This window comes from Sphingorhabdus sp., assembly GCF_044239045.1.
GTDB lineage: Bacteria > Pseudomonadota > Alphaproteobacteria > Sphingomonadales > Sphingomonadaceae > Sphingorhabdus_B.
Genome location: NZ_JBIICD010000021.1, coordinates 1 through 24,626 on the forward strand (window position 1 = coordinate 1; position 24,626 = coordinate 24,626).

22 protein-coding genes are annotated in these 24,626 nt (G+C 56.3%); 15 read left to right on the forward strand and 7 right to left on the reverse strand.

The features are described 5' to 3' along the window. The 3 genes from ACILP4_RS08625 to pdeM form a co-directional block, all read left to right on the forward strand. Window positions 1–950 (forward strand): phosphomannomutase/phosphoglucomutase (locus tag ACILP4_RS08625; RefSeq protein ID WP_395620317.1); only part of this gene is annotated, 950 nt, incomplete at its 5' end. Next, entirely contained in the window at window positions 898–3,363 is a 2,466-nt protein-coding gene (locus ACILP4_RS08630) for a ligase-associated DNA damage response DEXH box helicase (protein ID WP_395620318.1), read from the forward strand. The genes ACILP4_RS08625 and ACILP4_RS08630, both read left to right, overlap by 53 nt. 77 nt (window positions 3,364–3,440) lie before the next feature. After that, window positions 3,441–4,136, forward strand: coding sequence for a ligase-associated DNA damage response endonuclease PdeM (pdeM, locus tag ACILP4_RS08635; protein WP_395620319.1), 696 nt, complete (start codon window positions 3,441–3,443; stop codon window positions 4,134–4,136). On the opposite strand, the gene ACILP4_RS08640 is transcribed toward pdeM, so the two are convergent. After that, on the reverse strand, window positions 4,107–4,793 hold the full coding sequence (locus tag ACILP4_RS08640) for a YggS family pyridoxal phosphate-dependent enzyme (RefSeq protein ID WP_395620320.1): 687 nt from the start codon (window positions 4,791–4,793) through the stop codon (window positions 4,107–4,109). The genes pdeM and ACILP4_RS08640 overlap by 30 nt on opposite strands. A gap of 23 nt (window positions 4,794–4,816) precedes the next feature. Here ACILP4_RS08640 and ACILP4_RS08645 point away from each other — a divergent pair, with 23 nt between their 5' ends. Then, entirely contained in the window at window positions 4,817–5,365 is a 549-nt protein-coding gene (locus ACILP4_RS08645) for a thiamine phosphate synthase (RefSeq protein WP_395620321.1), read from the forward strand. On the opposite strand, the gene ACILP4_RS08650 is transcribed toward ACILP4_RS08645, so the two are convergent. Then, entirely contained in the window at window positions 5,362–6,117 is a 756-nt protein-coding gene (locus ACILP4_RS08650) for a hypothetical protein (RefSeq protein ID WP_395620322.1), read from the reverse strand. The two genes, ACILP4_RS08645 and ACILP4_RS08650, sit on opposite strands and share 4 nt — an antisense overlap. A gap of 249 nt (window positions 6,118–6,366) precedes the next feature. On the opposite strand from ACILP4_RS08650, the gene ACILP4_RS08655 reads away from it, so the two are divergent. The 6 genes from ACILP4_RS08655 to ACILP4_RS08680 all read left to right on the forward strand — a co-directional run bounded on the left by ACILP4_RS08655 (window position 6,367) and on the right by ACILP4_RS08680 (window position 13,387). Continuing rightward, on the forward strand, window positions 6,367–6,810 hold the full coding sequence (locus ACILP4_RS08655) for a DUF3576 domain-containing protein (protein ID WP_395620323.1): 444 nt from the start codon (window positions 6,367–6,369) through the stop codon (window positions 6,808–6,810). Window positions 6,811–6,815: 5 nt separating this feature from the next. After that, complete coding sequence (leuS, locus tag ACILP4_RS08660; protein ID WP_395620324.1) at window positions 6,816–9,341, forward strand: leucine--tRNA ligase; 2,526 nt, start codon at window positions 6,816–6,818, stop codon at window positions 9,339–9,341. Continuing rightward, complete coding sequence (gene lptE, locus ACILP4_RS08665) at window positions 9,338–9,826, forward strand: LPS assembly lipoprotein LptE (protein WP_395620325.1); 489 nt, start codon at window positions 9,338–9,340, stop codon at window positions 9,824–9,826. The genes leuS and lptE overlap by 4 nt, the downstream gene beginning before the upstream one ends. Next, window positions 9,823–10,845, forward strand: a complete 1,023-nt coding sequence (gene holA, locus ACILP4_RS08670) for a DNA polymerase III subunit delta (RefSeq protein WP_395620326.1) — start codon at window positions 9,823–9,825, stop codon at window positions 10,843–10,845. Before lptE ends, holA begins: the two co-directional genes overlap by 4 nt. A gap of 104 nt (window positions 10,846–10,949) precedes the next feature. Further along, window positions 10,950–11,342 (forward strand): peptide-methionine (R)-S-oxide reductase MsrB, encoded by a 393-nt coding sequence (gene msrB / locus ACILP4_RS08675; protein ID WP_395620327.1) that lies wholly within the window; start codon window positions 10,950–10,952, stop codon window positions 11,340–11,342. 44 nt (window positions 11,343–11,386) lie between these two features. After that, entirely contained in the window at window positions 11,387–13,387 is a 2,001-nt protein-coding gene (locus ACILP4_RS08680) for a transglycosylase domain-containing protein (RefSeq protein ID WP_395620328.1), read from the forward strand. Between the two features lie 58 nt (window positions 13,388–13,445). Here ACILP4_RS08680 and ribA read toward each other — a convergent pair whose 3' ends face one another. The 4 genes from ribA to ACILP4_RS08700 all read right to left on the reverse strand — a co-directional run bounded on the left by ribA (window position 13,446) and on the right by ACILP4_RS08700 (window position 18,612). Further along, window positions 13,446–14,465 (reverse strand): GTP cyclohydrolase II, encoded by a 1,020-nt coding sequence (ribA, locus tag ACILP4_RS08685; protein WP_395620340.1) that lies wholly within the window; start codon window positions 14,463–14,465, stop codon window positions 13,446–13,448. A gap of 41 nt (window positions 14,466–14,506) precedes the next feature. Continuing rightward, the gene (xth, locus tag ACILP4_RS08690) at window positions 14,507–15,313 is read right to left on the reverse strand and encodes an exodeoxyribonuclease III (RefSeq protein ID WP_395620329.1); all 807 of its coding nucleotides are present in this window, start codon (window positions 15,311–15,313) and stop codon (window positions 14,507–14,509) included. Between the two features lie 285 nt (window positions 15,314–15,598). Then, window positions 15,599–16,222, reverse strand: a complete 624-nt coding sequence (locus ACILP4_RS08695) for an outer membrane lipoprotein carrier protein LolA (RefSeq protein WP_395620330.1) — start codon at window positions 16,220–16,222, stop codon at window positions 15,599–15,601. Between the two features lie 65 nt (window positions 16,223–16,287). Beyond that, window positions 16,288–18,612 (reverse strand): DNA translocase FtsK, encoded by a 2,325-nt coding sequence (locus ACILP4_RS08700; RefSeq protein ID WP_395620331.1) that lies wholly within the window; start codon window positions 18,610–18,612, stop codon window positions 16,288–16,290. 164 nt (window positions 18,613–18,776) lie between these two features. Here ACILP4_RS08700 and ACILP4_RS08705 point away from each other — a divergent pair, with 164 nt between their 5' ends. Next, the gene (locus ACILP4_RS08705; RefSeq protein ID WP_395620332.1) at window positions 18,777–20,000 is read left to right on the forward strand and encodes an FAD-dependent monooxygenase; all 1,224 of its coding nucleotides are present in this window, start codon (window positions 18,777–18,779) and stop codon (window positions 19,998–20,000) included. A 7-nt stretch (window positions 20,001–20,007) separates the two neighbouring features. On the opposite strand, the gene ACILP4_RS08710 is transcribed toward ACILP4_RS08705, so the two are convergent. Continuing rightward, on the reverse strand, window positions 20,008–20,673 hold the full coding sequence (locus tag ACILP4_RS08710; protein WP_395620333.1) for an OmpA family protein: 666 nt from the start codon (window positions 20,671–20,673) through the stop codon (window positions 20,008–20,010). Between the two features lie 151 nt (window positions 20,674–20,824). Here ACILP4_RS08710 and ACILP4_RS08715 point away from each other — a divergent pair, with 151 nt between their 5' ends. The 4 genes from ACILP4_RS08715 to zapE all read left to right on the forward strand — a co-directional run bounded on the left by ACILP4_RS08715 (window position 20,825) and on the right by zapE (window position 24,624). Further along, window positions 20,825–22,162, forward strand: a complete 1,338-nt coding sequence (locus ACILP4_RS08715) for a hemolysin family protein (protein WP_395620334.1) — start codon at window positions 20,825–20,827, stop codon at window positions 22,160–22,162. 71 nt (window positions 22,163–22,233) lie between these two features. Further along, window positions 22,234–23,013 carry a succinate dehydrogenase iron-sulfur subunit gene (locus ACILP4_RS08720; RefSeq protein WP_295498477.1) on the forward strand — a complete coding sequence of 260 codons (780 nt, stop codon included), beginning with the start codon at window positions 22,234–22,236 and terminating at the stop codon, window positions 23,011–23,013. Window positions 23,014–23,056: 43 nt separating this feature from the next. Beyond that, on the forward strand, window positions 23,057–23,509 hold the full coding sequence (locus ACILP4_RS08725; RefSeq protein WP_366048519.1) for a PaaI family thioesterase: 453 nt from the start codon (window positions 23,057–23,059) through the stop codon (window positions 23,507–23,509). Next, window positions 23,506–24,624 (forward strand): cell division protein ZapE, encoded by a 1,119-nt coding sequence (gene zapE, locus ACILP4_RS08730; RefSeq protein ID WP_395620335.1) that lies wholly within the window; start codon window positions 23,506–23,508, stop codon window positions 24,622–24,624. The genes ACILP4_RS08725 and zapE overlap by 4 nt, the downstream gene beginning before the upstream one ends. The last annotated feature ends 2 nt before the right edge of the window (window positions 24,625–24,626 follow it).

Sequence of the window (24,626 nt, forward strand, 5' to 3'; positions counted from 1 at the left end):
TTTCGGAACATCTCGATATCCTTGACCAATATGTGGCCCGCGTGGCGCAAGCCGCACCACAAACGGCATTTCGCATCGGTTGGGATGCGGGCAACGGCGCGGCGGGACCGGCAATTGAAAAGCTGGTTAAGATGTTACCCGGCGAGCATCATCTCTTATTCACAGAAGTGGATGGCCAATTTCCCAATCATCACCCAGATCCCACTGACCCAGCCAACTTAGTCGATTTACAGCGGCTTGTCGCGGAAAAGAAGCTCGATTTTGGCGTGGCTTTTGACGGCGATGGGGATCGTATCGGCGCCATTGATGGCGAAGGCCGCGTGATCTGGGGTGATCAATTGCTGCAAATCTACGCCGCCGATGTGCTGGGTGACGTCCCCGGCGCGACGATTATCGCCGATGTAAAGGCATCGCAGGCCCTGTTCGACCGTGTCAGCGCGCTAGGTGGTCAGCCCATGATGTGGAAAACCGGCCACAGCCTGATTAAGTCCAAAATGAAGGAAACCGGATCGCCCCTGGCGGGGGAAATGAGCGGACATATTTTCTTCAAGCATGCATATTATGGTTTTGACGACGCGATCTATGCCGCCGTCCGATTGATGTCGGCCTCGGCCAAGCTAGGCAAAAGCGTGACCGAGTTGCGCAGCGAAATGCCGGAGATGATCAACACCCCCGAAATGCGTTTCCAAGTCGACGAGAGCCGCAAATTCGCCGTGATCGACGAAGTGCTTGCACGATTGTCGGCCGATGGCGCGGATGTGAACAACACCGACGGCGCGCGCGTCAATACGCCCGATGGCTGGTGGCTATTGCGCGCATCAAACACGCAAGACGTGCTCGTCGCTCGGGCCGAAGCATCTTCCGAAGAAGGTCTGGAGCGGCTGATGGCGCAAATTGATGCGCAATTGGCGGCATCAGGGCTGGAACGCGGAGAGCAAGCAGGGCATTAAGCCCGTTGTGAATTTACCGCTTATCATTCTCGACTGGTTCGCCGCGCGCGAATGGCATCCGCGGCGGCATCAGTTGGAGATGCTCGACGCAGCACGGGATGGACAGCATGCCCTGCTGGTCGCCGCGACGGGTGCGGGCAAGACGCTGGCCGGATTTTTGCCGAGCCTCCATGATTTGATTGCCGATCCGTCAGACGGCCTGCACACGCTATATATCTCCCCTCTGAAGGCGTTGGCCACCGACGTCCGCCGCAATCTGTTAATCCCAATCGAGGAAATGGGCTTGCCCATCCGCGTTGAGGCGCGGACGGGCGACACGCCGTCGGACCGCAAGGCGCGGCAGCGGGTTAAGCCGCCGCATATATTGTTGACCACACCTGAATCGCTGTCGCTACTGCTCAGCCATGAAGACAGCGTGCACATGTTTGCCACGCTGAAGCGCGTCATTGTCGATGAGGTCCACGCCTTCGCCAATGGCAAACGCGGTGATCTGCTCAGCCTGTCGCTCGCGCGGTTGCAGACATTGGCACCTGACATGCAACGTGTTGCCCTGTCTGCAACCGTGGCCGATCCCGATGACTATCGCGCATGGCTCGCGCCTTATGGCGACATGGATCAGGTGCGCTTGGTCGCGGGGGAGGCTGCAGCGGAGCCTGATCTGACAATCCTGTTGCCAGAGGGCCGCGTGCCATGGGCGGGGCATAGCGGGCAGCATGCGATACCGCAGCTTATCGAAGAAATCGGCCGCAACAAAATCACACTGATTTTCTGCAACACACGCTTCCTCGCCGAATTTATCTTCCAGAAATTATGGGACGCGAATGAAGCGAAATTTCCCATCGGCATTCACCACGGGTCTTTGTCGGTCGAGGCGCGGCGTAAGGTAGAAGGCGCCATGGCCGAGGGCAAATTGCGCGCCTTGGTCTGCACCGCCAGCCTTGATTTGGGTGTCGACTGGGGCAATGTCGACTGCGTGATCCAAATGGGTGCGCCCAAGGGTTCGTCACGCCTGCTGCAGCGCATTGGCCGGTCCAACCACCGCATGGACGAACCCAGCAAGGCGATCCTCGTTCCCGGTAATCGTTTTGAATATCTCGAAGCGCAGGCAGCCTTTGACGCGGTGGCAGAGGGCGTACGCGACGGCGAAACCTTCCGCCCAGGCAGCTATGATGTGTTGGCGCAACATGTCATGGGGATCGCCTGCGCGGGACCATTTAACGAAGGCGAACTGCTGGCGGAGGTCCAATCGGCTTTGCCCTATTCGGGCATCGATGCTGCAACCTTTGCGCGTGTCATCGCCTTTATCGCAACGGGCGGATATGCGCTGAAAGCCTATGACCGCTTCAAGAAATTGGTCAAAGACCCCGATGGTCGTTGGCGATTGGCGCACCCGCAATTTGCCGCGCAGCACCGGTTAAATGCGGGCATCATCGTCGATGCACCGATGCTGGAAATCCGGTTCCGCAATGGTCGCAAATTGGGCAAGGTGGAGGAAGCTTTCGCCGCAACTCTTAGCCCCGGCAACTGCTTCACCTTTGCCGGCATGGCGCTTGAGGTTGAATCGATCAAGGACCTCGACCTCATCGTCCGCGCCGCGACCAAGCCAGCAACCAATATCCCAAGCTATATGGGCGCGCGCTTGCCCCTCACCACGCATCTGGCCGCGCGTGTGCGGCAGATGCTGACCGACAGGCCGGGCTGGGCCCGCTTTCCCGACGAAGTGCGCGAATGGTTGGAGATGCAGGCCTATCGCAGCCAGATGCCACAAGCGGGGCAGTTGCTGGTCGAAACCTTCCCGCACGACAAACGCCATTATATGGTCGCCTATCCATTTGAAGGGTGGAACGCGCACCAATCGCTGGGCATGCTCATCACGCGGCGGATGGAGAGCCGCGGCCTGATGCCCATGGGGTTTGTCGCCAGCGATTATGCCTTGGGCGTATGGAGCCTCAAACCCATTACCGATCCGCGCCCCTTATTTTCAGCCGACATATTGGCCGATGAATTTGTTGACTGGGTGGAATCAAGCTACTTGCTCAAACGCGCCTTTCGCGAAGTGGCGGTGATCAGCGGCCTTGTTGAACGGCAGCATCCCGGCAAGCGCAAGACGGGTAGGCAAGTGACCTTTTCTACCGACCTTATTTATGATGTGCTGCGCAAATATGAGCCCGACCATTTGTTGCTGGAGGCGGCATGGGCCGATGCACGGACGCGGCTGACCGATGTCGGGCGGCTTGGTGATTTGTTAGACCGCGCCGCTGACAATATGCTGCACGTCGACCTACGGCGCGTCAGTCCGCTGGCCGTACCATTGCTGGTGATGATTGGCCGCGAGAGTGTGGCGCAAGGGTCGGTGGACGACGCGCTGTTGATGGAGGCAGAAAGCCTCGCCAGCGTGGCGATGACGCCGTAAACGCATAGAGATTGGGCCGGAGGTAACTACGCACATCCGCTTGCAGTCGCGCACCACAATCCGCATAGCCTGCGACCATGGCACATGAATTCGAATTTGGTGGGCAGACATTTGAGATAGCCGGAGAGGCGGCGTTATATTGGCGCGCGCAAGATGCATTATTGGTGTCCGACCTGCATCTCGAAAAGGCCAGCGCCTTTGCTTTATTTGGCCAAATGCTGCCGCCTTATGACAGCGTATCGACGCTGCAGGATATTGCGGCGCTTTGCAGCAAATATAGCCCGGCCAAAATCATATCACTGGGTGACAATTTCCATGACGACGATGGGGAACACCGACTGGCCGAGGATGCTGCGGCATTATTGGTCGATTTGATCCGCGACACCGAATGGATTTGGATTACTGGAAACCATGACCGCGCGGTATCGGGCATCTGGGGTGGCGAGGCATTGGACGAATTGACATTGTCGGGCATCACGCTTCGGCATGAGGCGAAAGCTGGCGACCCCCATCCCGAAATTTCCGGCCATTTTCATCCCAAGTTCCGGCAAATACTGCGCGGGCGGATGGTGAAGCGGCGTTGCTTTGTAAAAACCCCACGTAAGATGATCATGCCCGCCTTTGGCGCGCTCACCGGTGGGCTGGATGTGCTGGATGCTGCAATCTTAAAGGCGTGCGACCTCAGCGATGGCGAAGATGTAGAGGCCTTGGTCGCCACACAGAGCGGCTATGCCCGATTTGCCTTAAACAACGCTGGGGCGCGCGCCAAATAAGGCCGTGCCGACACGGATATACGTTGCGCCCAGCATGATGGCGGTTTCAAAATCATCGGACATGCCCATGCTCAATTGTGCCAGACCGTGCCGCGCGGACAATTCGGCCAAAAGCGCAAAAAAGGGCGCGGGCTCCAGTTCCGCAGGCGGAATGCACATGAGGCCCGCCACCGGGACGCCCGCGTCCTGCGCAGCCTTCAAAAGGTCTGGAAGCTCCGCCACCGCGCAGCCGCCCTTTTGCTCTTCCGCGCCAATATTGACTTGAATGAAGCAAGGCACTGCGCGGCCGAGCTTTTGCATCGCCTTGCCCAATGCCGTCACGAGGGACAGCCGATCAACCGAATGGATCATATCAAACAACGCAACCGCCTCTTCGGCCTTGTTGGATTGCAATTGGCCAATGAGGTGCAGTTCAACTTCCGGGTGCCGTTCCTTCAGCGCGGGCCATTTGGTGGCAGCCTCCTGAACACGGTTTTCCCCGAACAGCATTTGCCCCTCTAATATGAGCGGCGCGATGTCCTCCCCTGACCGCGTTTTTGACACGGCGATGAGGTGGATATCCGCCCCCGGGCGTCGCGCCAACTTGGCGGCGGCATTGATGCGCGTGCGGATGGCCGTCAAACGGTTGGCGGATGTTTCTGGTGTCGCTTCCTGCATAACGCGTCGCTATAGGCAGTTGTATGCCACGAAGCCACCCCCTGCCGAAAATCTGGCTGATGACCGATGCGCGTTTTGGTGATGACCAACTGCGCGCTATTCAACAGCTGCCCGCGCGGTCAGGCGTGGTTTTCCGCCATTATCATTTGGCTACTCAACAACGTCGCGCAATGTTCGCTAAAGTGCTGCGGATTTGCCGTCGGCGCGGGCATATATTGCTGTTGGCGGGTGATGAACGGACCGCTTTACGCTGGCATGCCGACGGCGTTCACCAACGCAACCGCCGTCAAACAAAGTTGCTACACAGCGCGCCTGTCCACAATGCGCGCGAAATCACATCCGTCAAAAGAAGCGGCCCCGACCTCTTATTCCTCTCCCCGCTTTTCGATACCAACAGCCACCCCGGCGCGCAGCCACTTGGTCCCTTGCAGTTTCAGCGGCTCGCAAAGCTTGGCAAGAGCGCTGCCATCATCGCCTTAGGCGGCATGACCCGCCAAAGCGCACAAATGCTCAGCCCACGGATAATAGATGGGTGGGCGGCGATTGATGCTTTCAGGAAAAAAGCCGCCTAGAAGCGGATTTTGGTTCCGACATAGACAGCTTCGCTGTCCTTGCGGTTGTCCGCCAAGGGAATCACGCGGTCATTCTCGCTCGCGTAACGGACGCCAGCGGTGAAGTCGATTTTGCGGCTGATCGAGAAGCTGCCGCCGACATCCAGTTTATAGTCACCCGAAGCGGCGCCTCCGCGCGCAGGCGGGGCCATTTCTTTATTCTGGTCAAGTTTAATCTTGGTGCTGAACTTGCTTGGTTTCTGGGCCGATTCATCCAGCCGGAAACCGCCCTTGCCGACATCGCTCAGAGGTGTCTTTGCGACACGTGCATGCGCCTTAGGCAAAGCGAAATCCTGCCAACCCTTGGAGGCCGTCAAACGATAGTCGACCGCAGCCAGGCGAAGTCCCTTGCCCGCGCCCACTTCGCTTGGGGCCATGACATTGCGTATGGATACGGCGCCCGCGGTCAGGCGCGAGTTCGCCCGCGCGGCAACCGTTATCGTGCGGTTGCGGCCTTCACCGGCACTCGCAGGCGTGAATGGGAAACGCGCATTGGATGCAATTTGCGTCGCGGAGAATTTCTGGGCAAGAACGCTGTCACCGCCAGCAGGCGTGAACATGGCAATCCACGAAGGCGCGGCCGTTTCTTCAGGACCAGTCGCCTTTGCGGCAAAGGCAGGCATGATCATCGGCGAAAGGGCAAACGAAGCCGTTGCCAGCATCACTGCCGCAAAGGTCGCATATTTTCCTTTCTGTACCCGCTTCACGTTCATAGCCTCTTCTCGGGCGATTCTTTTTCGCCCCAACATTCATACGCCTCATTTCGGGGATTCAAAAGAGGCTAACTTCAAAATCATGCCAATAACACGTTTTGTCCCGAGTTGTTGCATGATGTCCACAATCGGATAGCGTATCAAAACTGACTGCAGCATTAATTGCGCGCCGTTCAGCCGCCAGAAAGCTTGCCCCCGACAGCAAGCCACTATAGAGGTTTCCAATATTCCATTGTTCAAGGACTTTTTATGCGCACCACCCGCCTGGCACTCATCGTTGCGACCAGCAGCTTATTAAGCTTAGGCTTGCTTTCCGGCTGCGGCGGCAGGGAACGCCCAAAGGCGGACATCGCGGCGAGCCAGGTCACCACCATTGGCGTCAACAGCTATTTGTGGCGCGCATCACTTGACGCCCTGTCCTTCATGCCGTTGGTGCAAACCGATTCTTCGGGCGGCGTCATCGTCACCGATTGGTATGTAAATCCGCAAAGCCCCGGCGAACGCGTAAAGTTAACGATTTCGATCCTCGACCAAGACCTGCGCGCCGACGCCTTGCGCGTGGCCGGCAGCCGCGAAGTCTCGCAAAATGGCCAGTGGGTTGCCGCACCATTGCGCGCAGCCACAGTGCAAAAGCTTGAAGCGGTCATCCTCACCAAGGCGCGTGACCTTCGTCGGTCTTCCATCACCGGGTAATTTCTATGTCCAATGTAGAGCGCTTTAACCCGCACGTCGCCGACGCGCGGTGGCAAAATATTTGGGAAGAACGTAGCAGCTTCGTCGCGGATGATAATTCGACCAAGCCGCGCGCTTATGTCCTTGAGATGTTCCCCTATCCGTCGGGCCGCATCCATATTGGCCATGTCCGCAACTACACGATGGGCGATGTGCTGGCGCGCTACAAGCGGATGACGGGGCATGAGGTGTTGCATCCCATGGGCTGGGACGCGTTTGGCATGCCCGCCGAAAATGCGGCGATGGAAAAGAATGTTCACCCCGGCGGGTGGACGCGTGACAATATCGCTAACATGAAAGCGCAGCTGAAACGGCTTGGCTTCGCGATTGACTGGACGCGCGAGTTGGCGACCTGCGAGCCCGAATATTATGGCCATGAACAGGCGCTGTTCCTCAAGCTCTATGCCGCTGGTCTAGTGTATCGCAAGGAATCCGCGGTGAATTGGGACCCGGTCGACATGACCGTACTTGCCAATGAACAAGTCATCGACGGCAAAGGCTGGCGCTCCGGCGCGCCCGTCGAGCGCCGCAAGCTGAGCCAGTGGTTCCTCAAAATCACCGACTTTGCGGATGAGCTGCTGACCGGCCTTGGTTCGCTGGACCAATGGCCAGACAAGGTGCGGTTGATGCAGGAAAACTGGATCGGCAAATCGCAAGGCTTGAAATGCACCTTCCGTTTCCCAGGCGGCGATGGCGGCATTGACGTATTTACAACACGGCCTGATACCATGTTCGGCGCAAGCTTTGTCGCCATTGCCGCGGATCACCCCGTCGCGCAAAAACTGGCCGGCAACGCGCCCGACTTGCAAGCATTTATCGAGGAGTGTCGCAAGGGCGGCACAACGGCAGCCGATATCGAAACCGCGGAAAAGCGGGGCTTTAACACTGGTCTAACCGTCGAACATCCGCTGGATGCCAGCTGGCATTTGCCGGTCTATGTCGCCAATTTTGTGCTGATGGACTATGGCACGGGCGCCGTCTTTGGCTGCCCCGCGCATGATCAGCGCGACCTTGATTTTGCCCGCAAATATGATTTGCCCGTTACACGCGTTGTTGCCGATGGCGATTTGACCGATAGCGTCTTTGCTGGCGATATTGCCTTCACTGGCCCCGGCACGATTGTGAATTCCCATTGGATGAATGGCATGACCATTGATCAAGCCAAGGCTGATGTCATAGCACGCGCACAGACCGAGGGTTGGGGCATTGGGCAGACGCAATATCGTCTGCGCGACTGGGGTGTCTCGCGTCAGCGTTATTGGGGCACGCCCATTCCCATCATCCATTGTCAGACCTGCGGTGCAGTGCCGGTACCGGATGATCAATTGCCGGTGACATTACCAGAAGATGTCAGTTTCGACATTCCCGGAAACCCGCTTGACCGCCATCTAAATTGGAGCAAGGTCGATTGCCCAAGCTGCGGAAATCCTGCGCGGCGGGAGACCGACACGCTTGATACCTTTGTCGATTCAAGCTGGTATTTTATCCGCTTCGCCAGCCAACCGCAGGACAAGCCATTTGATCGCACCGTTGCGGAAAAGTGGCTTCCGGTGGATCAATATATTGGCGGCGTCGAACATGCCATTCTGCACTTACTTTATGCCCGATTCTGGACACGCGCGTTAAGCCATATTGGCTTGATCGACGTGAAGGAGCCTTTTGCGTCTCTGTTCACGCAAGGCATGGTGACACACCAAACCTATCAAGACGCAAAGGGCAGTTGGCTGAGCCCCGATCAGGTGCGGCGCGAGGGTGACATCTGGACTATCATCGACAGCGGCGCGCCTGCAGTTGCTGGCCGTATCGAAAAGATGTCCAAGTCGAAAAAAAATGTCGTCGATCCCGATGACATTGTAGATCAGTATGGCGCAGATGCCGTCCGCTGGTTCATGCTGTCCGACAGCCCGCCCGAACGCGATCTGGAATGGTCGGAAGCGGGTATTGAAGGCTGCTGGCGCTTTGTGCAGCGTCTGTGGCGTCTGACTTCGCAAGTCAGCGGTGCAGAGGGCGCCGACAAGGCCTTGGATCGCAAAACTCATCAGGTGATTGCTGGCGTCGGCGCGGATATTGAGGCACTTGCCTTCAACAAGGCCGTGGCGAAAATTTACGATCTGGCTAACGCCATTGAGAAGGCCGCGCCTTCGGCTAGCCGCGATACGGCTATCCGCACAATCCTCTTATTGTCATCGCCTATGGTGCCGCATTTGGCCGAAGAAGCGTGGACACAGCTTGGCGCGGAACTGGGTGGCGGCTTAATCGCCGATGCTGCATGGCCCTTGGTTGATCCAGCCTTGCTGGAAGAGGACGAGGTTACGATCGCCATTCAGGTTAGGGGCAAATTGCGTGATACGCTCACCGTCGCCAAGGGCTTGCCGCAAGCCGAGATGGAGGCGCTTGCGCTCGCCAGCGAAAAGGTTCAGCATGCCATTGACGGCGGCGATATAAAGAAAATCATTGTCGTTCCCGACAGGCTGGTCAACATCGTCTTATGAAACGTTTCTTCGCCCCCGTGATGCTTGCTTTGCTTCTGCCCGCGTGCAGTTTGCAGCCCTTGTATAGCGGCGGGTCAAAAGGGGCGGTGGCGCAAACATTGGGAACCATCACCATCGCGCCAATCGAGGGCAAAAACGGATGGCTTATGCGCAATGCATTGACCGATCGGCTTGGTGCGCAAGAGAGTAACTCTGCCCAATTCCGCCTGATTGTTGTACTAGATGATCAAATTGAAGGTTTCGGCGTGCGCGCCGATGATACAGTCACGCGCGAACGCCGGACATTGCGTGCGCGTTATCAGCTTCTTTCGGTCGCAACCGGCGAAACTGTGCTGGATACGACCGCAGGATCGGACGCGGGCATCGACGTCGTCAGCTCGGAATATGCGACGATCGCTGGCGAAAACAGCGCACTTGAGAACCTGACGCAAAAGGTCGCGGATCAGATTGTTACCCGGCTTTCCATTTACGCACGCGGCGAATGAGCAGCGCAAAAGAACGTAGCTTTATCAGTGCCATCAGTGCACGTCCCGATATCCGGCTGTTTTTCATCTTCGGGCAGGATGAATCGGCTGTGGTCGATATTGCCGGACAAATGTCGGCGCAGTTAGCAGGCTCGGAACGCATTGATATCGACAGCGACCGGATCCGCAATGACCCTGCCTTATTGGTAGATGAAGCATCTTCACTATCGCTGTTCGGTGACAAACGACATATTCGTCTCAATTTCCGCCGCGAGGAGGGCTTAGCCGCAGTCGAGAATTTGCTGGCTCTTGAAGGCGACATAAGTCCAGTGATTGCAACCGCCGGTAACCTGACCAAGGCGAGCAAATTACGGAAATTGCTGGAGGCGCATCCGCGCGCCTTGGCGCACATCTGTTACTTACCCGAGGAAGGCGACGCCGCGGCCGCTGTCATGGCTTTTGCTGCCACAGCGGGATTGAAGATTGATCGGCCCCTTGCCGCGCGCATTGCGCGCTACACAGGGCAAGGCCGCAAGTTGGCACAGGCCGAGATCGAAAAGCTATCCCTATATTATGACGCATCACCACAGCGTCCCGCAACGGTCGAAATAGCTATATTCGAAGCCCTCTCGGCGGAAACTGGCGAAGAAAATATCAACGGTCTCGTCCATGTCGTGATGGGTGGGGATTTGCGCGGCACAGGCCGCGAGTTAGCTGCTGCGCGCGATATGGGTGTGGATGCCATTCGCATCATCCGCGCGATGCAGCGCCGTGTGACGATGCTCGCCGCGATGCGGACAAAAGTCGACAGTGGCGCCAATCCCGGCGCCGTAGTTAAAGCTACGCGCTCCATATTCTGGAAAGATGCCGACAGCTACGCACAGCAGCTTATGCGCTGGCCATCGGTGCGGCTTGCTGGGTTGAACAGCCATTTGCTAGAGGTGGAATCAAAGTTGATGCACGTCCGCGACGGGCTTGCCGTCACGATATTGGAAGAAGAACTCGTCCGCATTGCCCGTGCCGCAGCACGTCGCGGCTAACCCCCGGTCGGGACTTACGCAGATTTCAGGAAAGCACTCTTGCGCTAACACCTTGAACCGCTTTGCCACTGCCCCCACATCATTTTCACGAAAGGCGTCGTCTCATGGAAAAAATTATCAAATCCGATGCGGAGTGGCGGGCAGAATTGGACCCCATTCAATATCATGTCCTGCGTGAAGCAGGCACGGAACGTGCCTTTGCGGGCGCGCTCACCGATGAAAAGCGCGAAGGCGAATTTCGCTGTGCGGGCTGCGGGTCGACCCTGTTTGCATCTGACACAAAATTTGACAGCGGTTCAGGTTGGCCAAGCTTTACCGCGCCGGCAGATAATGATGCTGTTGAAGAGCATCACGATACATCGCACGGCATGGTCCGCATAGAAGTGCGTTGTGCCGCCTGTGAGGGGCATTTGGGGCATGTATTTCCAGATGGACCTGGGCCGGCGGGCCTACGTTATTGCATCAACAGCGCCGCGCTTGCATTCGATCCTGAATGATAAGGCGCTTGTAGGTGGTTCTATGACTGGGTAACAGTCGGACCATGGCACGCGCACGCAAGATTTCGAAAGAACGTGGTCCAATGGGAACATGGATACTCCGCATCGTCAAAACAGGCGTCATGGCAGCGTTGCTGGGCGTCATGGTCCTTGGCATTTTTGTAGCGATTGCACGCAGCGAAATTGACAGTTTTGAAGATCTGAAATCCTCCCCCAACGGGCAAATGATCCGCATACGTGCCGCGGACGGCACTGTCATTCAATCGCTTGGCCCGAGCTTCGGACGTTGGCTGACCATCGACCAATTGCCATCCGAAATGAAGGACGCGATGGTCGCCGTCGAAGATCGCCGTTATTATCTGCACCCCGGTGTCGACCCCATTGGAATTACCCGGTCCGTGTATGTGCGGGCCGTTGACGGTCGCTGGACGCAGGGCGGTTCGACAATCACGCAACAATTGGCGCGCAACATATATCTAAATAGCAACAAGGAATTTGGCCGTAAAATTCGCGAGGTCATCCTTGCCTTGGCTATGGAAACCAAATTCTCCAAGGACCAGATCCTCGAGCTCTATTTGAATAAAGTATATTTCGGTGGCGGCGCTTATGGGGTCGATGCGGCCAGTCGCCGCTTCTTTGACCATGGTGCAGAGGATATCAGCCTGGCCGAGGCCGCGATTATCGCAGGTCTTGTGAAGGCACCCTCACGCTATGCCCCAACCGCAGATGCGCAGGCCGCCTTGGACCGCGCTAAAGTGGTGGTCGAAGTCATGCAAGATGCGGGGATGATTACTCCAGCTGAGGCCGCGAGCGTCGATCTGGCCGGAGTGCGCTTGGCCGCTGAAACGCCTCAAGACAGCGTGCGCTACTTCACGGATTGGATTTTGCCGCAGTTGGACGGCCTGATTGATGAAACTGAAAAGCCTATCGATGTCTGGACCACTTTAGACCTGACCATGCAGCGCGCCGCGGCCTCCGCGATTTCGGCGAATGCGCCCAGCGGCGCCCAAGGCGCGTTAGTGTCGATTGACCGCGACGGTGCAGTGAAGGCGATGGTGGGCGGCACCGATTATATTTCAAGCATTTATAATCGCGCAGTTACCGCGGTGCGCCAACCGGGTTCGGCATGGAAGTTATTCGTTTATCTCGCCGCATTGGAAGCAGGCTACCGCCCTGAAGACATGGTGGAAGACAAGCCCGTCGAAATCGACGGCTGGCAACCTAAAAACAGCAACGGCAATTATGCTGGCGAGATTTCTCTTCGGACCGCTTTTGCGTATTCCAAAAATACCGTCGCTGCCCAAATCGGACAAGATGTGGGTACCGGCAGCATCGCCAATATGGCACGAAGGTTTGGGATCACCACCCCTGTCAACACGCAGCCGTCGATGGTCCTGGGCACATCGGATACGCGGGTTATCGATATGACACAGGCGTTCGCGGCGGTTGCGTCCGGTGGGCGCACTGTCACGCCATATGGCATTACAAAGGTCACGACGATTGATGGTGAACTTTTATATGCGGCGAAACCATCAAGCTCCGTGCAATTGGTTGATGATTGGGTTGCAGGTGCAATGACCGATTTGCTGCAAAGCGCTGTCGCCACCGGCACCGGGCGGGCTGCAAATATTGGCCGACCCGTCGCGGGCAAAACGGGGACAACTTCAAGTAACAAGGATGGATGGTTCTTGGGCTTCTCCAGCGGCCTTACAACAGGCGTGTGGATGGGTCGCGACGATGCCAGACGGATTGGGGGCCTCGAAGGCGGACGGGCGCCTGCGCAAGCTTGGGCAGCCTATATGCGCGTTGCCGTGGCTGGGCGCCCCGTGGAGAAATTCGCAACGGAGGTGACGTTCCCAGAAGTCCTTGAAGGGGAGGATGCACTGCTTGGGGCAGACGAAATGCTGATGTTTGATGAAAATGGCATGCCGATTGAAGGCGACCCCCTAGTGCAAGACCCCAATCTTGGGCCGGCGGCGGAACCAGGGCCAGAGCCGCTGGATGATGCATTTATCGAAAGAGCCTTGAACGGTCGGCGCAATTAGCGGGCAGTACCACAAAAGGGTGCAGCGATCGGCGAAAGTGTTTCGCGCCTTCATTAATTTACAGTGCGTGGCCGGTCCGGCTTTTTTTGGTTTCAAGATAGTGGGCGTTGTGGGGATTGGCAGCGATCTTAAGCGGTAGTCGCTCCGCGACCGTGATGCCCGCTTTTTGTAGGCCATCCACCTTTTCAGGATTGTTTGTCAACAGGCGCACCCGCTCCACACCAAGCAATTCCAGCATCCGCGCCGCGACTGAAAAGTCGCGCGCATCAATGGCGAAACCCAGTCGGGTATTGGCATCGACGGTATCAAATCCCTGATCCTGAAGCGCGTAGGCGCGCAGTTTGTTGATCAAACCAATGCCGCGCCCCTCTTGTCGCAAATATAACAATATCCCCCAATTTGCGTCTGAGATCTGTTGCAGCGCTTCATGCAATTGCGGGCCGCAATCGCATTTCAGGCTACCGAGCACATCGCCCGTCAGGCATTCACTGTGCAACCGGACGACTGGTGGGGAGGAATCGCGCGTACCAATCACCAACGCCACATGGTCGGACGCATCTACGGCTGTCCGAAACGCTACAATTTCGGCATTGGCATTGGCGGCAACAGGAAGGTTCGCCCGCGCAGCTATGCGCAAGGCGCCGCTATCATCAAAGGCAGCGACATCTTGCGGACTCACATAAACGTTATTCTCGTCCGCATTCTCCAACACCAAAAACGCAGGGAGCAAACCCGCCAACCGCGCCAGTTCGATAGCCGCCGTCGCTGACGGGCCATCATCTAGCGCTAGCGCCGCAAAAGGTCCCTTCATTGGATAGGCAAGGTCAAGGCTAGGGTCAGCTACCGCCAAAGCGAGCCGCAGGTCGAGATCAGCAGGCGACTTGATAAGTACCGGAAGGTCGCCATCTGCCGCAGCACGCTGGTTAGTTAACTTCAGCGTCGCCGCACGACTCGCCGAGAGCATTATAGCATGCGCACCGGAAATATCCTGCGCCGTTTCGACCGCAAGCACGGTCAGCGCATTGTCCAAATGCTGCACGGTGACTGGCCAACCACGGCGCAAGGCATCAATCGCCATCGCTGCGCGGCGTGAGTCTCCCAACGCTGCGCTCGCCCCGATCAAAAGGTGAATTCCGTGACGATCGGTGCATGGTCGGATGGCTTACCCCAGCCGCGCACATGCTTGTGCACGATATGCGCCTTTGCCTTATCTTTCAGATCAGGGGTGATCCACATATGATCTAGTCTACGTCCGCGGTCGGAAGTCTCCCAATCCTGCGCGCGATAGCTCCACCATGTATATAGTTTCTTAGACGGATCAACAAAGTGCCGCGCAACATCGACCCAGTCTGCGGCTGCCTGAATTTCCGCCAGATGCTCAATTTCAATTTTTGTATGGCTGACGACATTGACCAATTGCTTGTGGCTCCAAACATCTTGCTCCAGCGGGGCGACGTTAAAATCACCCGTGAGGACTGTCGGTTGCACAACGTTACGCGACCATTCCGCCATCCGCTTTAAGAAGGCCAGTTTCTGTCCAAATTTGGAGTTAACCTCGCTGTCGGGGACCTCGCCCCCAGCAGGAATATAGACATTGTCGATTCGCACTCCCTTGGCTGCGTCGATGTTTAACTCTGCACCAATATGCCGCGCCTCGCCATTGGCCTGCCAATCCTCCACTCGGCGGTTGATTAGCGGCAACTTGCTGACGATTGCGACGCCGTGGTGCATGGGCATGCCGTTGACGACGAAATGACGATAACCCAATTGCCGGAACAGTCCTTCGGGAAATAGGCTGTCGATGACTTTGGTTTCCTGTAGACATAAAACGTCGGGCGCTTCTTCTTTCAAATAGCGTTCGACAATGTCGATACGGGCGCGGACAGAGTTTATATTCCACGAGGCGATGCGAATGGTCTGGGACATAAGACAAAGGCCCTAGATGCCAGAAGCGTCAGGAGCAAGTCGGTGAAGCCATTTCAATCAAAAAAGCAAAGCCCTCATCCCGGGGGCATATGGGATGAGGGCTAAGCTTGCGTTCGACACGCGGATGTTAACGGCTATAAAACGTCGTAGGCAACAGGGGGAAAACCACACGAACTTTCAGCCGCTAACGAAGTATTTTATAGTAGGGCTTTCCTGTCATTCAGATGAACAAAGCAGTCAGACATTGCAACTTGTCGGCGACTGGCATCGGTTCATCGACTGATTTTACGATTTTTGTCGGACGGGCCGCGGATCTTTCCACGTGAACGCATTTTGGGGGATGGCGCCGTTATAGGTAATATTGTTGAGTCGAATGGTGGTGCGGTTGTTTTTGGAATCGAGCGCAACCCAGCCATTCAGGGTCAATCCGCCGGGCGCGCCAGGTTTGGCTACGAATATCATCGTGATGGTGCCATATTCGGGGCGCTTTGGATCGCGGACTTCGACACTGACAACGTCATTAGTTGAAGTGGGAAGTATCTTGCCAAAGCGCGCGAGATCCTGTCCGGGGTCAAGAAGGGCCGCCAGCGGACTATTGCGGATTGGCCAGCGTTGCACTTGCTTAACCTCATAATCCACCATCGTCAGCGCACGACCGTCTGCGACAATCAACAGGGGTACGTCTTTCTGATACTCAAACCGCACTTGCCCAGGCCGCTTCAACAGCAGCTTGCCGGTCAGCGTCCCGCCGCTCCTGTCCGTCTGCGTAAAAGTGGCTGACATCGTACCCACGGCTTTCATATGCTGCACCACCCGCGCCATCTGCTCGGGCGAAGACTGCGCAGGACTAGCCGTCATTGCAACGAGCGCAACTGGCGCAAACAACAGGGCATATTTTGAAAAAGTCATCTTTGTTTCCTTGGGATGGGCGGCAGTGATCACTATCCAGTCTGCCTTGAACCCCGTCTGAACGGCTAAGTTGGGTCGCCGTTCCGGTCGCGTAGCACTTCGCGACGGCCGATATGGTTGGGCGCGCTGATGAAGCCGTCTTCCTCCATTCGGTCAATCAACCGGGCCGCGCTGTTGTACCCAATGCGCAATTGCCGTTGAATCCAGCTTGTCGAGGCCTTCTGGCTTTCGAACACGATCTGACACGCTTTGCGATATTGCGAATCTTCTTCGCTGTCGTCGCCGCCCATGCCGCCAAAGTCGAAACCGCCGTCTTCAGGCTCTTCGGTTACCGCCTGAATATATTCAGGCTGCCCTTGACCGCGCCAATGGTCGGCAACGCGGCGCACTTCATCGTCGGAGACAAAGGGTCCGTGAATACGCGTCAATCCCCGACCACCTGCCATATAGAGCATGTCGCCCTTGCCCAGCAGCTGCTCTGCGCCTTGTTCCCCAAGTATGGTCCGGCTGTCGATTTTTGACGTCACATGGAAGGAAATGCGGGTAGGCAAGTTGGCCTTGATAACCCCCGTGATAACATCGACCGATGGCCGCTGCGTTGCCATGATCAAGTGAATCCCGGCTGCTCGTGCCTTTTGCGCCAGACGCTGGATCAGGAATTCAACTTCCTTACCCGCGGTCATCATCAAGTCCGCCAGCTCATCAACGATGATAACAATCTGCGGCATGGGTTCGTAAGCGAGGCTTTCTTCCTCATATTGCGGTTGGCCAGTCATCGGGTCATAACCGATTTGTACCTTGCGGCCCAATGGCGCGCCCTTCGCCTTTGCCCCGCGGACCTTTTCGTTGAAATTGGCAAGGTTACGCACGCCCAGCGAGGACATCATACGGTAGCGCTCCTCCATCTGCTCAACTGCCCATTTCAGGGCGCGGATGGCCTTTGCGGGCTCAGTCACCACTGGCGACAGCAGATGCGGAATATCGTCATAGCTGCTCAGCTCTAGCATCTTAGGATCGATCATGATCATCCGGCACTGGTCCGGTGTCAGTCGATAGAGCAGCGACAAGATCATGCAGTTCAGGCCAACCGATTTACCCGACCCGGTTGTCCCTGCGACCAACAGATGGGGCATGGGCGCAAGGTCAGCAATAACGGGATCGCCCGAAATATTCTTACCCAAGATTATCGGCAATGCGCCCTTTTGCTCCGCAAAAGCGTCCGAGGCGACCATCTCCTGAAACACAACCGCTTCCCGGTGTGCATTGGGAAGCTCGATGCCCATCACTGTACGGCCAGGAATAGTCGAGACGCGCGCAGACAGCGCGGACATGTTGCGCGCAATGTCTTCGGCCAACTGAACGACACGACTTGATTTGATACCGGCCGCGGGCTCCAGTTCGTACATCGTCACAACAGGGCCGGGGCGAACCGCGACAATCTGCCCCTTCACATGGAAGTCATCCAGCACGGACTCCAGCAGTCGTGCATTGGCTTCCAACGCCGCCTTGTCGAGTTTAGGCACAGGAATCGAGGAGGGCGGATCAAGCAACTCAAGCGATGGCAAGGTAAAGCTGCCAAAGAAGTCACCTTGCCGCGCACCGGTAGAAAAGGCGGCTTTTTTAGGCGCGAGCGTGCGATCCTCAATCACCGGCGGCTTGCGTTGATCTGGTTCCACGGCCTTGCGTGGCGGCTTGGGTTCAACAATTTGTGGTACCGGCAGGTCGTCGCCCACTAAAGCCGGCATGCCAGCATTTACGCCTCCAAATTTAGGCATCGTAAGAGTCGGAATGCGCAACAATGGCCGTTCCAGCTGAAGCGATCGGATGACCAATGCTACCCCGCCTGCTAAGGCGCCGACGATGAGCGACACCCGAAGCAATGTTCCGAATATACCCTGAATTTGGCTAACGAGCGCACTGACGCCATTACCCAATAGCAAGGCAATCAACCCGCCCCATCCCGCCGGAAGCCCTATGTCGCTTCCCTGTTGCCAATAAGCCATGCCAAAACCGATCAACAGCATACCGATCAGGCATAATGATAATTGTCGTTTCCATTGTGGCTGCGGGACATCGCGCCACAAACGCCGCGCAAACACAAGCATCAACGGCAACAAGAATATCGCTGGTACGCCAAACAAGAAAAGCACGGCATCTGCAACATAGGCACCGCTTTGCCCCATCCAATTGTGCTGCACATCGGCCGCTGCACTATTATAAGCGGCGTCGCCTGCGGAATAGCTGAGCACCGCAAGCCCGTAAAAAATGGCAAATAGCCCTAACGCCGCCGCGCCAAACAAGGCGCCACTGCGGATCAACGACGCACGCATAAGCTGCCGCCAATTGGCGAGATTTGATTTCGAGCTAAATTTTGAAATGCGCAAGGCCATGTTACGAATGCCGATATGTATGAAGCCGCAAAGGACCGAATACGTCCCTTTTCGGCGTCAGCGGACTCCTCGTCAAGTATTAGAGGGCAAAAGGGCACATGACTGGTTTTAGATAGTCAAAATCCTGCTTTGAATCCCGCGCTTTGTTGCGGCATAAGGGCGCTATGAAAAACAAGGCAGATGTAATCATCATTGGTGGCGGCCTCATTGGTCTCACACAAGCTCTGGCACTGGCATCGCAAGGTATTACGAGCCATGTCATTGACCGCGCGGACCAGGCTAACATGCTGGAGGCGGGCTTTGATGGGCGCACTTTTGCTATCTCAAGCTCAAGCTATAAATTATTTGAAGCCATGGGTCTTGGTGATGCTTTGGCAGGTAAAGGCTGCCCCATTGAGAAGATATGGGTGAGCGACGGGCTCAAACCGGGGTCACTCGATTTCGCGCCCGCCGAAGAAGACGGGTTTTTAGGTCAGATGTTTGAGAGCCGTTATTTGCGCGGCGTGCTTTACAAGGCCGCGCAAGAACATGCCGCAATCCAACTACACATGCCTGCCAACATCATCGACAAATCGCGAGATGCCGGCGCGGTGACGGTGACGCTTGAAGATGGAAAAGTGTTGACCGCCGACCTGATGATCGTCGCCGAAGGCCGCAAGAGCGAGACCCGCGAAGAGGCTGGGATCCACATCGCCCATTGGCAATATGACCATCACGCGATTGTCGGCGCGATTTATCATGAACGGCCGCACAACAATATTGCCTATGAAATTTTTTACCCCACGGGCCCCTTTGCCGTTCTGCCCATGTTGGATGATGAACATGGCCGCCACCGTTCGGCGCTTGTCTGGTCCGTTGAGTCGAAGGATGCGGCTGGTTACCTAAAACTATCACCGCGCGGCTATGCCGCTGAGCTTGAAAAAGGCATGGGCGGACTATTGGGCAAGGTCGAATTGTCCGCGCCTTTGTCGTCATACAAATTGGGTTTCCACCATGCAGCGTCGATTACGGCGGAGCGGTTGGTGCTAATCGGGGATAGTGCGCACGGCATTCACCCGATTGCGGGCCAGGGCCTGAATTTGGGCCTACGCGATGTCGCGGCGCTAACAGAGGTGCTGGTGGACGGCATGCGTCTTGGTCTCGATTTTGGCGATGCGCAGTTGCTAGATCGCTATAGCAGGTGGCGCAGTATCGACACCCTGCTCATCGCGGTTTCGACAGACGGGCTAAACCGGTTGTTTTCCATACCTGGAAAGACCGCATCGGCGGTCCGGCGTTTCGGTATGGCAATGGTGCAGCGCACCGCGCCAGCAAAGGCCTTTTTCATGGCCGAAGCACGGGGCGAAAGTGGTGCGCTGTCCAAAATGCTACAAGGTATTCCGGTATAAAATCGGATTAACCCTGCGTTACCGGCACAAGGCGAATTTCGACACGGCGGTTGGCCGAACGACCCGCTGCATCCAGATTGCTGGCCTTTGGCTGGCTCTCGCCATAGCCACGGGCGGCCAAGCGCGCCGATTGCACGCCGCGTGTCGACAGATAATCCGCCACCGCAGATGCACGACGTTCGGACAATGCCTGATTATAAGCATCCGAGCCGGTAGAATCGGTATGGCCTAACACGTCGACATAGGTTTTCTCATATTGCGTCAATGTTGACGCAAGCTGATCAAGCGTGTTGCGGAAGCCAACGTCAATATTTGCGCTATCAACACCAAAGGTAATTTCCGATGGCATATCGAGGACAAGATTGTCGCCATCACGGATGACATTGATGCCTGTGCCCGCTGTCTGTTGACGCAATTTTCTCTCTTGTTCGTCCATATAATAGCCGACGCCGGCTCCCGCCACTGCGCCAATACCAGCGCCCAAAATCTTTTCGGTGCGATCACGGCGGCCGCCCACCAAGTCACCGAGCAGATAGCCGCCCAATGCCCCGCCAATGCCGCCAATGGCGGCTTTAGAGATTGTGCGATTCCCAGTTTCGGGATCCGTCACACAAGCCGACAGCGGGAGCATCGCCACAACAAGTCCCATAGTCATCATTTGGCTTTTTTTCATAATTTTCCCTTTCCACTAATGCGCCGCTTAAACGACACCGATGATGAACCTACGATGATCATTTCAACCGGTTGCGTCATTTTACTATAACGCATTTTTGTGCATTTTGTTGCCAAACCCCCATTTTTGGCATTATGGCGCAAATGTCCTTATGGAACCTCTTGACCCTTTCCCGTGGTTTGATGCCGCAACGATATTAGCGCTCATCGCCTTAAACGGTGTGTTCGCCATGTCGGAACTCGCCATCGTATCGGCACGCACGGCCAAGCTGAAAGCTATGGCGGAGGATGGCAAACGCGGCGCGTCTGCAGCTCTCCGACTTGGTCGGGACCCTGGAAAATTTCTGTCGACTGTGCAAATCGGCATAACGCTCATTGGCATAATCGCTGGTGCCTATTCAGGATCTACACTCGGCGGGCCAGTTGCCGATCGCATTGCCTTATGGGGTGTCGATCGCGAATGGTCCGAAACCTTGGGCTTCGGCATTGTGATCAGCCTTACAACTTATGCGTCGTTGGTTGTTGGCGAGCTGGTGCCAAAGCAATTTGCTCTTATCGCGCCCGAGCGAATCGCAGTTACGATGGCTGGCCCAATGGAAATGCTTGCGCGACTCACCGCTCCCATTGTTTGGACACTCGACAAATCGAGCGCGACCATCTTTCGCGCACTTGGGCTTCGCCGCGATACCCGCGACGCTTTGAGTGCCGAAGAATTGCGCATGATATTTGCCGAAGCTACCCATGCAGGCATCATTGAGGAGCATGAACATAAGGTCATTGCAGGCGTTGTCCGCCTTGCCGACCGTCCGGTGCGTGAAGTGATGACGCCGCGCACCGATGTGGACCGTATTTCCGCCGATGCGTCGGAAGAAGCGGTACGCGATTCGCTCTTGAATTCCCTGCACACCAGGCTGCCTGTGACGGGCGAAGATGGCGACGATATTATTGGTGTGGTCCAGTCACGCGACATCGTCGCAGCGCAAATTCGTGGCGAAGTGCTGGATATTCGCAGTTTGATGCGCCGTGCCGAGATTATTCCGGATCAGCTGGATGCCATGGACGCGCTGGAGATTTTGCGCTCGTCGGATGTGCCAATGCTTTTGGTGCATGATGAATATGGCCATTTTGAAGGCATTGTGACGCCGAATGATCTTTTGGCCGCGATTGCTGGCGAATTTGCGTCCGACCAGGCACAAGGCAGTGCACCCAATATCGTGACGCTAGATGACGGATCGATGCTGGTATCTGGATCAATGTCTGCCGATGCCATGGCAGAGGCTTTATCCATCGACCTGCCCGAGGACCGCGACTACGCAACAGCGGCAGGACATGCTTTACATATATTGCGGCATTTGCCCTCTGAGGGTGAGGCATTCACAGATCAAGGCTGGCGCTTTGAAGTTGTCGACATGGATGGGCGCAAAATTGACAAGCTACGCGTGCGACTTGCAGAAAAGGCAATCAGAGAAGACGCAGTTGAGGGCTTGTGATTGCTTAATCGCTTGGTTAGGGCAATTGCTGATACGGAATACTAAGTCGTTTGCGTCCACAGGATATTGATATGGCCGATTTCTTTCTCCCCAAGAACAGCAAAGTCCAGAAGGGCGCTGTTCATGCCGCAAAAACCAGCGGTAAGACCAAAAAGTTCAAGGTCTACCGCTATGATCCCGATAGCGGGGAGAACCCTCGTTACGACACGTTTGAGGTGGATACCGACAATTGCGGTCCAATGGTGCTCGACGCGCTGATCAAGATGAAGGGTGAACAGGATTCATCGCTAACCTTCCGTCGGTCATGCCGCGAAGGCATTTGCGGATCTTGTTCCATGAACATCGACGGCAAGAACGGCCTTGCCTGCACCACTGCGATTGAAGATTGCAAAAGCGAGGTTACCATCACCCCGCTCCCGCATATGGAAGTCATCAAGGACCTTGTTCCCGACTTCACGCATTTTTATGCGCAATATGCGTCAATAAAACCATGGCTGCAGACGGTAACGCCTGAGCCATCGGGTAAGGAACGCCTGCAATCGCCAGAAGATCGCGCCAAGCTTGACGGTCTGTATGAGTGCATCTTGTGCGCCTGCTGCTCGACTAGCTGCCCGTCTTATTGGTGGAACAGCGACAAGTTTTTAGGACCAGCTATCTTGCTGCAAGCCTATCGTTGGCTGGCCGACAGCCGCGATGAAATGACTGGTGAGCGCCTCGACGAGTTGGAAGATCCATTCCGCCTCTATCGCTGCCACACCATCATGAATTGCGCCAACGCCTGCCCCAAGGGTCTGAACCCGGCAAAGGCCATTGCGGAAACGAAAAAGATGGTGGCCGAACGCCATTTGTAAGCGTTTCAATTCGCCATAAGGCCCTGATCGGTTAGGATTGCCGTTGGATACACCCGCTTTTGACAGCAGCCCTGACCCCGATAATCCGGGGTGGTTGAACTGGCAGATGACCGACGCCAGCCGATACAATGGCACGGTGCTTGGCAAAATGCTGGTCCGGAGCGAGGGCGACAACAAGGCGCGCTTGCGCATGTATCCCGAACACCGGCACAGCAATTTACGCAACGCGGTGCATGGCGGGGTCACTCTGGGCTTTATCGACGTCGCAATGTTCGGCGCGTCCCGCATGTTCGGCCTGATTGAGGCTGGCGCGGCGGTCACTTTAGACCTCTCCGTGCAATTTATCGGTGCAGGCGTCATCGGCGAACCACTTGAGGCAGAAGTCGAGCTCCTCAAGGAAACCGGCCGACTGTTGTTCATGCGCGGCATTGTGATGCAGGGCGAATCGCGCGTTGCTGCATTTTCGGGAACGATTCGAAAACCAACGAAAAAATGATGTCGGCATCGGTTCTGGATCGTCACGCTGCGCTTGTCCAAGCCGGTGAACTCAGGACAGATGCCGATCAGATAAGGGCGGTGGGCGCCCTTGCTAACGTGCAGTCTAAACTCGAAGCTGCACCGGCACGTGGGCGCACTGTTTGGCGGTTCTTGGGACGAAAGCCCGAACCGGCGCGGGGACTCTATCTATGGGGCGGTGTCGGGCGCGGCAAATCCATGCTGATGGATCTGTTTTTCGATAGCGTGCAAATCCAGCATAAACGCCGCGCGCATTTCCATGAATTCATGATCGACATTCATGCGCGGCTAAAGGCCGAGCGTGTGAAGGAAAAAGGCGATCCCATCCCACCCATCGTTGCGGCGCTGGCCGATGAAGCGCAGTTGCTGTGCTTTGATGAAATGGTGGTAAACAATATGGCCGACGCAGCGATTATGTCACGGCTCTTTTCTGGCCTAATTGCGGCTGGCGTTACCGTTGTGACCACGTCAAACCGTCACCCCGATGATCTGTATAAGGATGGCCTGAACCGGCAATTGTTTCTGCCTTTCATCGATTTGGTGAAAGAAACTCTCGATATCATCGCGCTGGATGGCCCGACCGATTACAGACGCGATCGATTGGGAAGTGCTAAAGTCTGGCTCGTGCCTAACGGTCCTAGGGCAACGACGGATTTATCAGAAACCTTTTTCAGGATGACCGATTATCCGCCCGAAGACCGCGGCCATGTGCCAGCCCTGGAGATGGACGTTGGCGGCGGACGCATGTTGCATGTGCCCAAAGCGCTAAAAGGCGTGGCCGTATTTTCGTTCAAGCGCTTATGTGCAGAAGCGCGTGGTGCGGCGGATTATCTTGCCATTGCGCGGCGTTTCCATACCGTCATCATGGTCGGGATACCCGTTTTGGGACCCCATAATCGTAATGAAGCCGCCCGCTTTGTGACGTTGATCGATGCATTGTACGAATATCGTGTGAAGTTTTTAGCGAGCGCCGATGCGGAACCAGATCATTTATACCCGCAAGGCGATGGGCGGTTTGAGTTTGATCGCACCGTATCCCGCCTTATGGAAATGCAGTCTGAGGATTATCTGGCGGAAGGGCATGGCCCGCGTTAGCA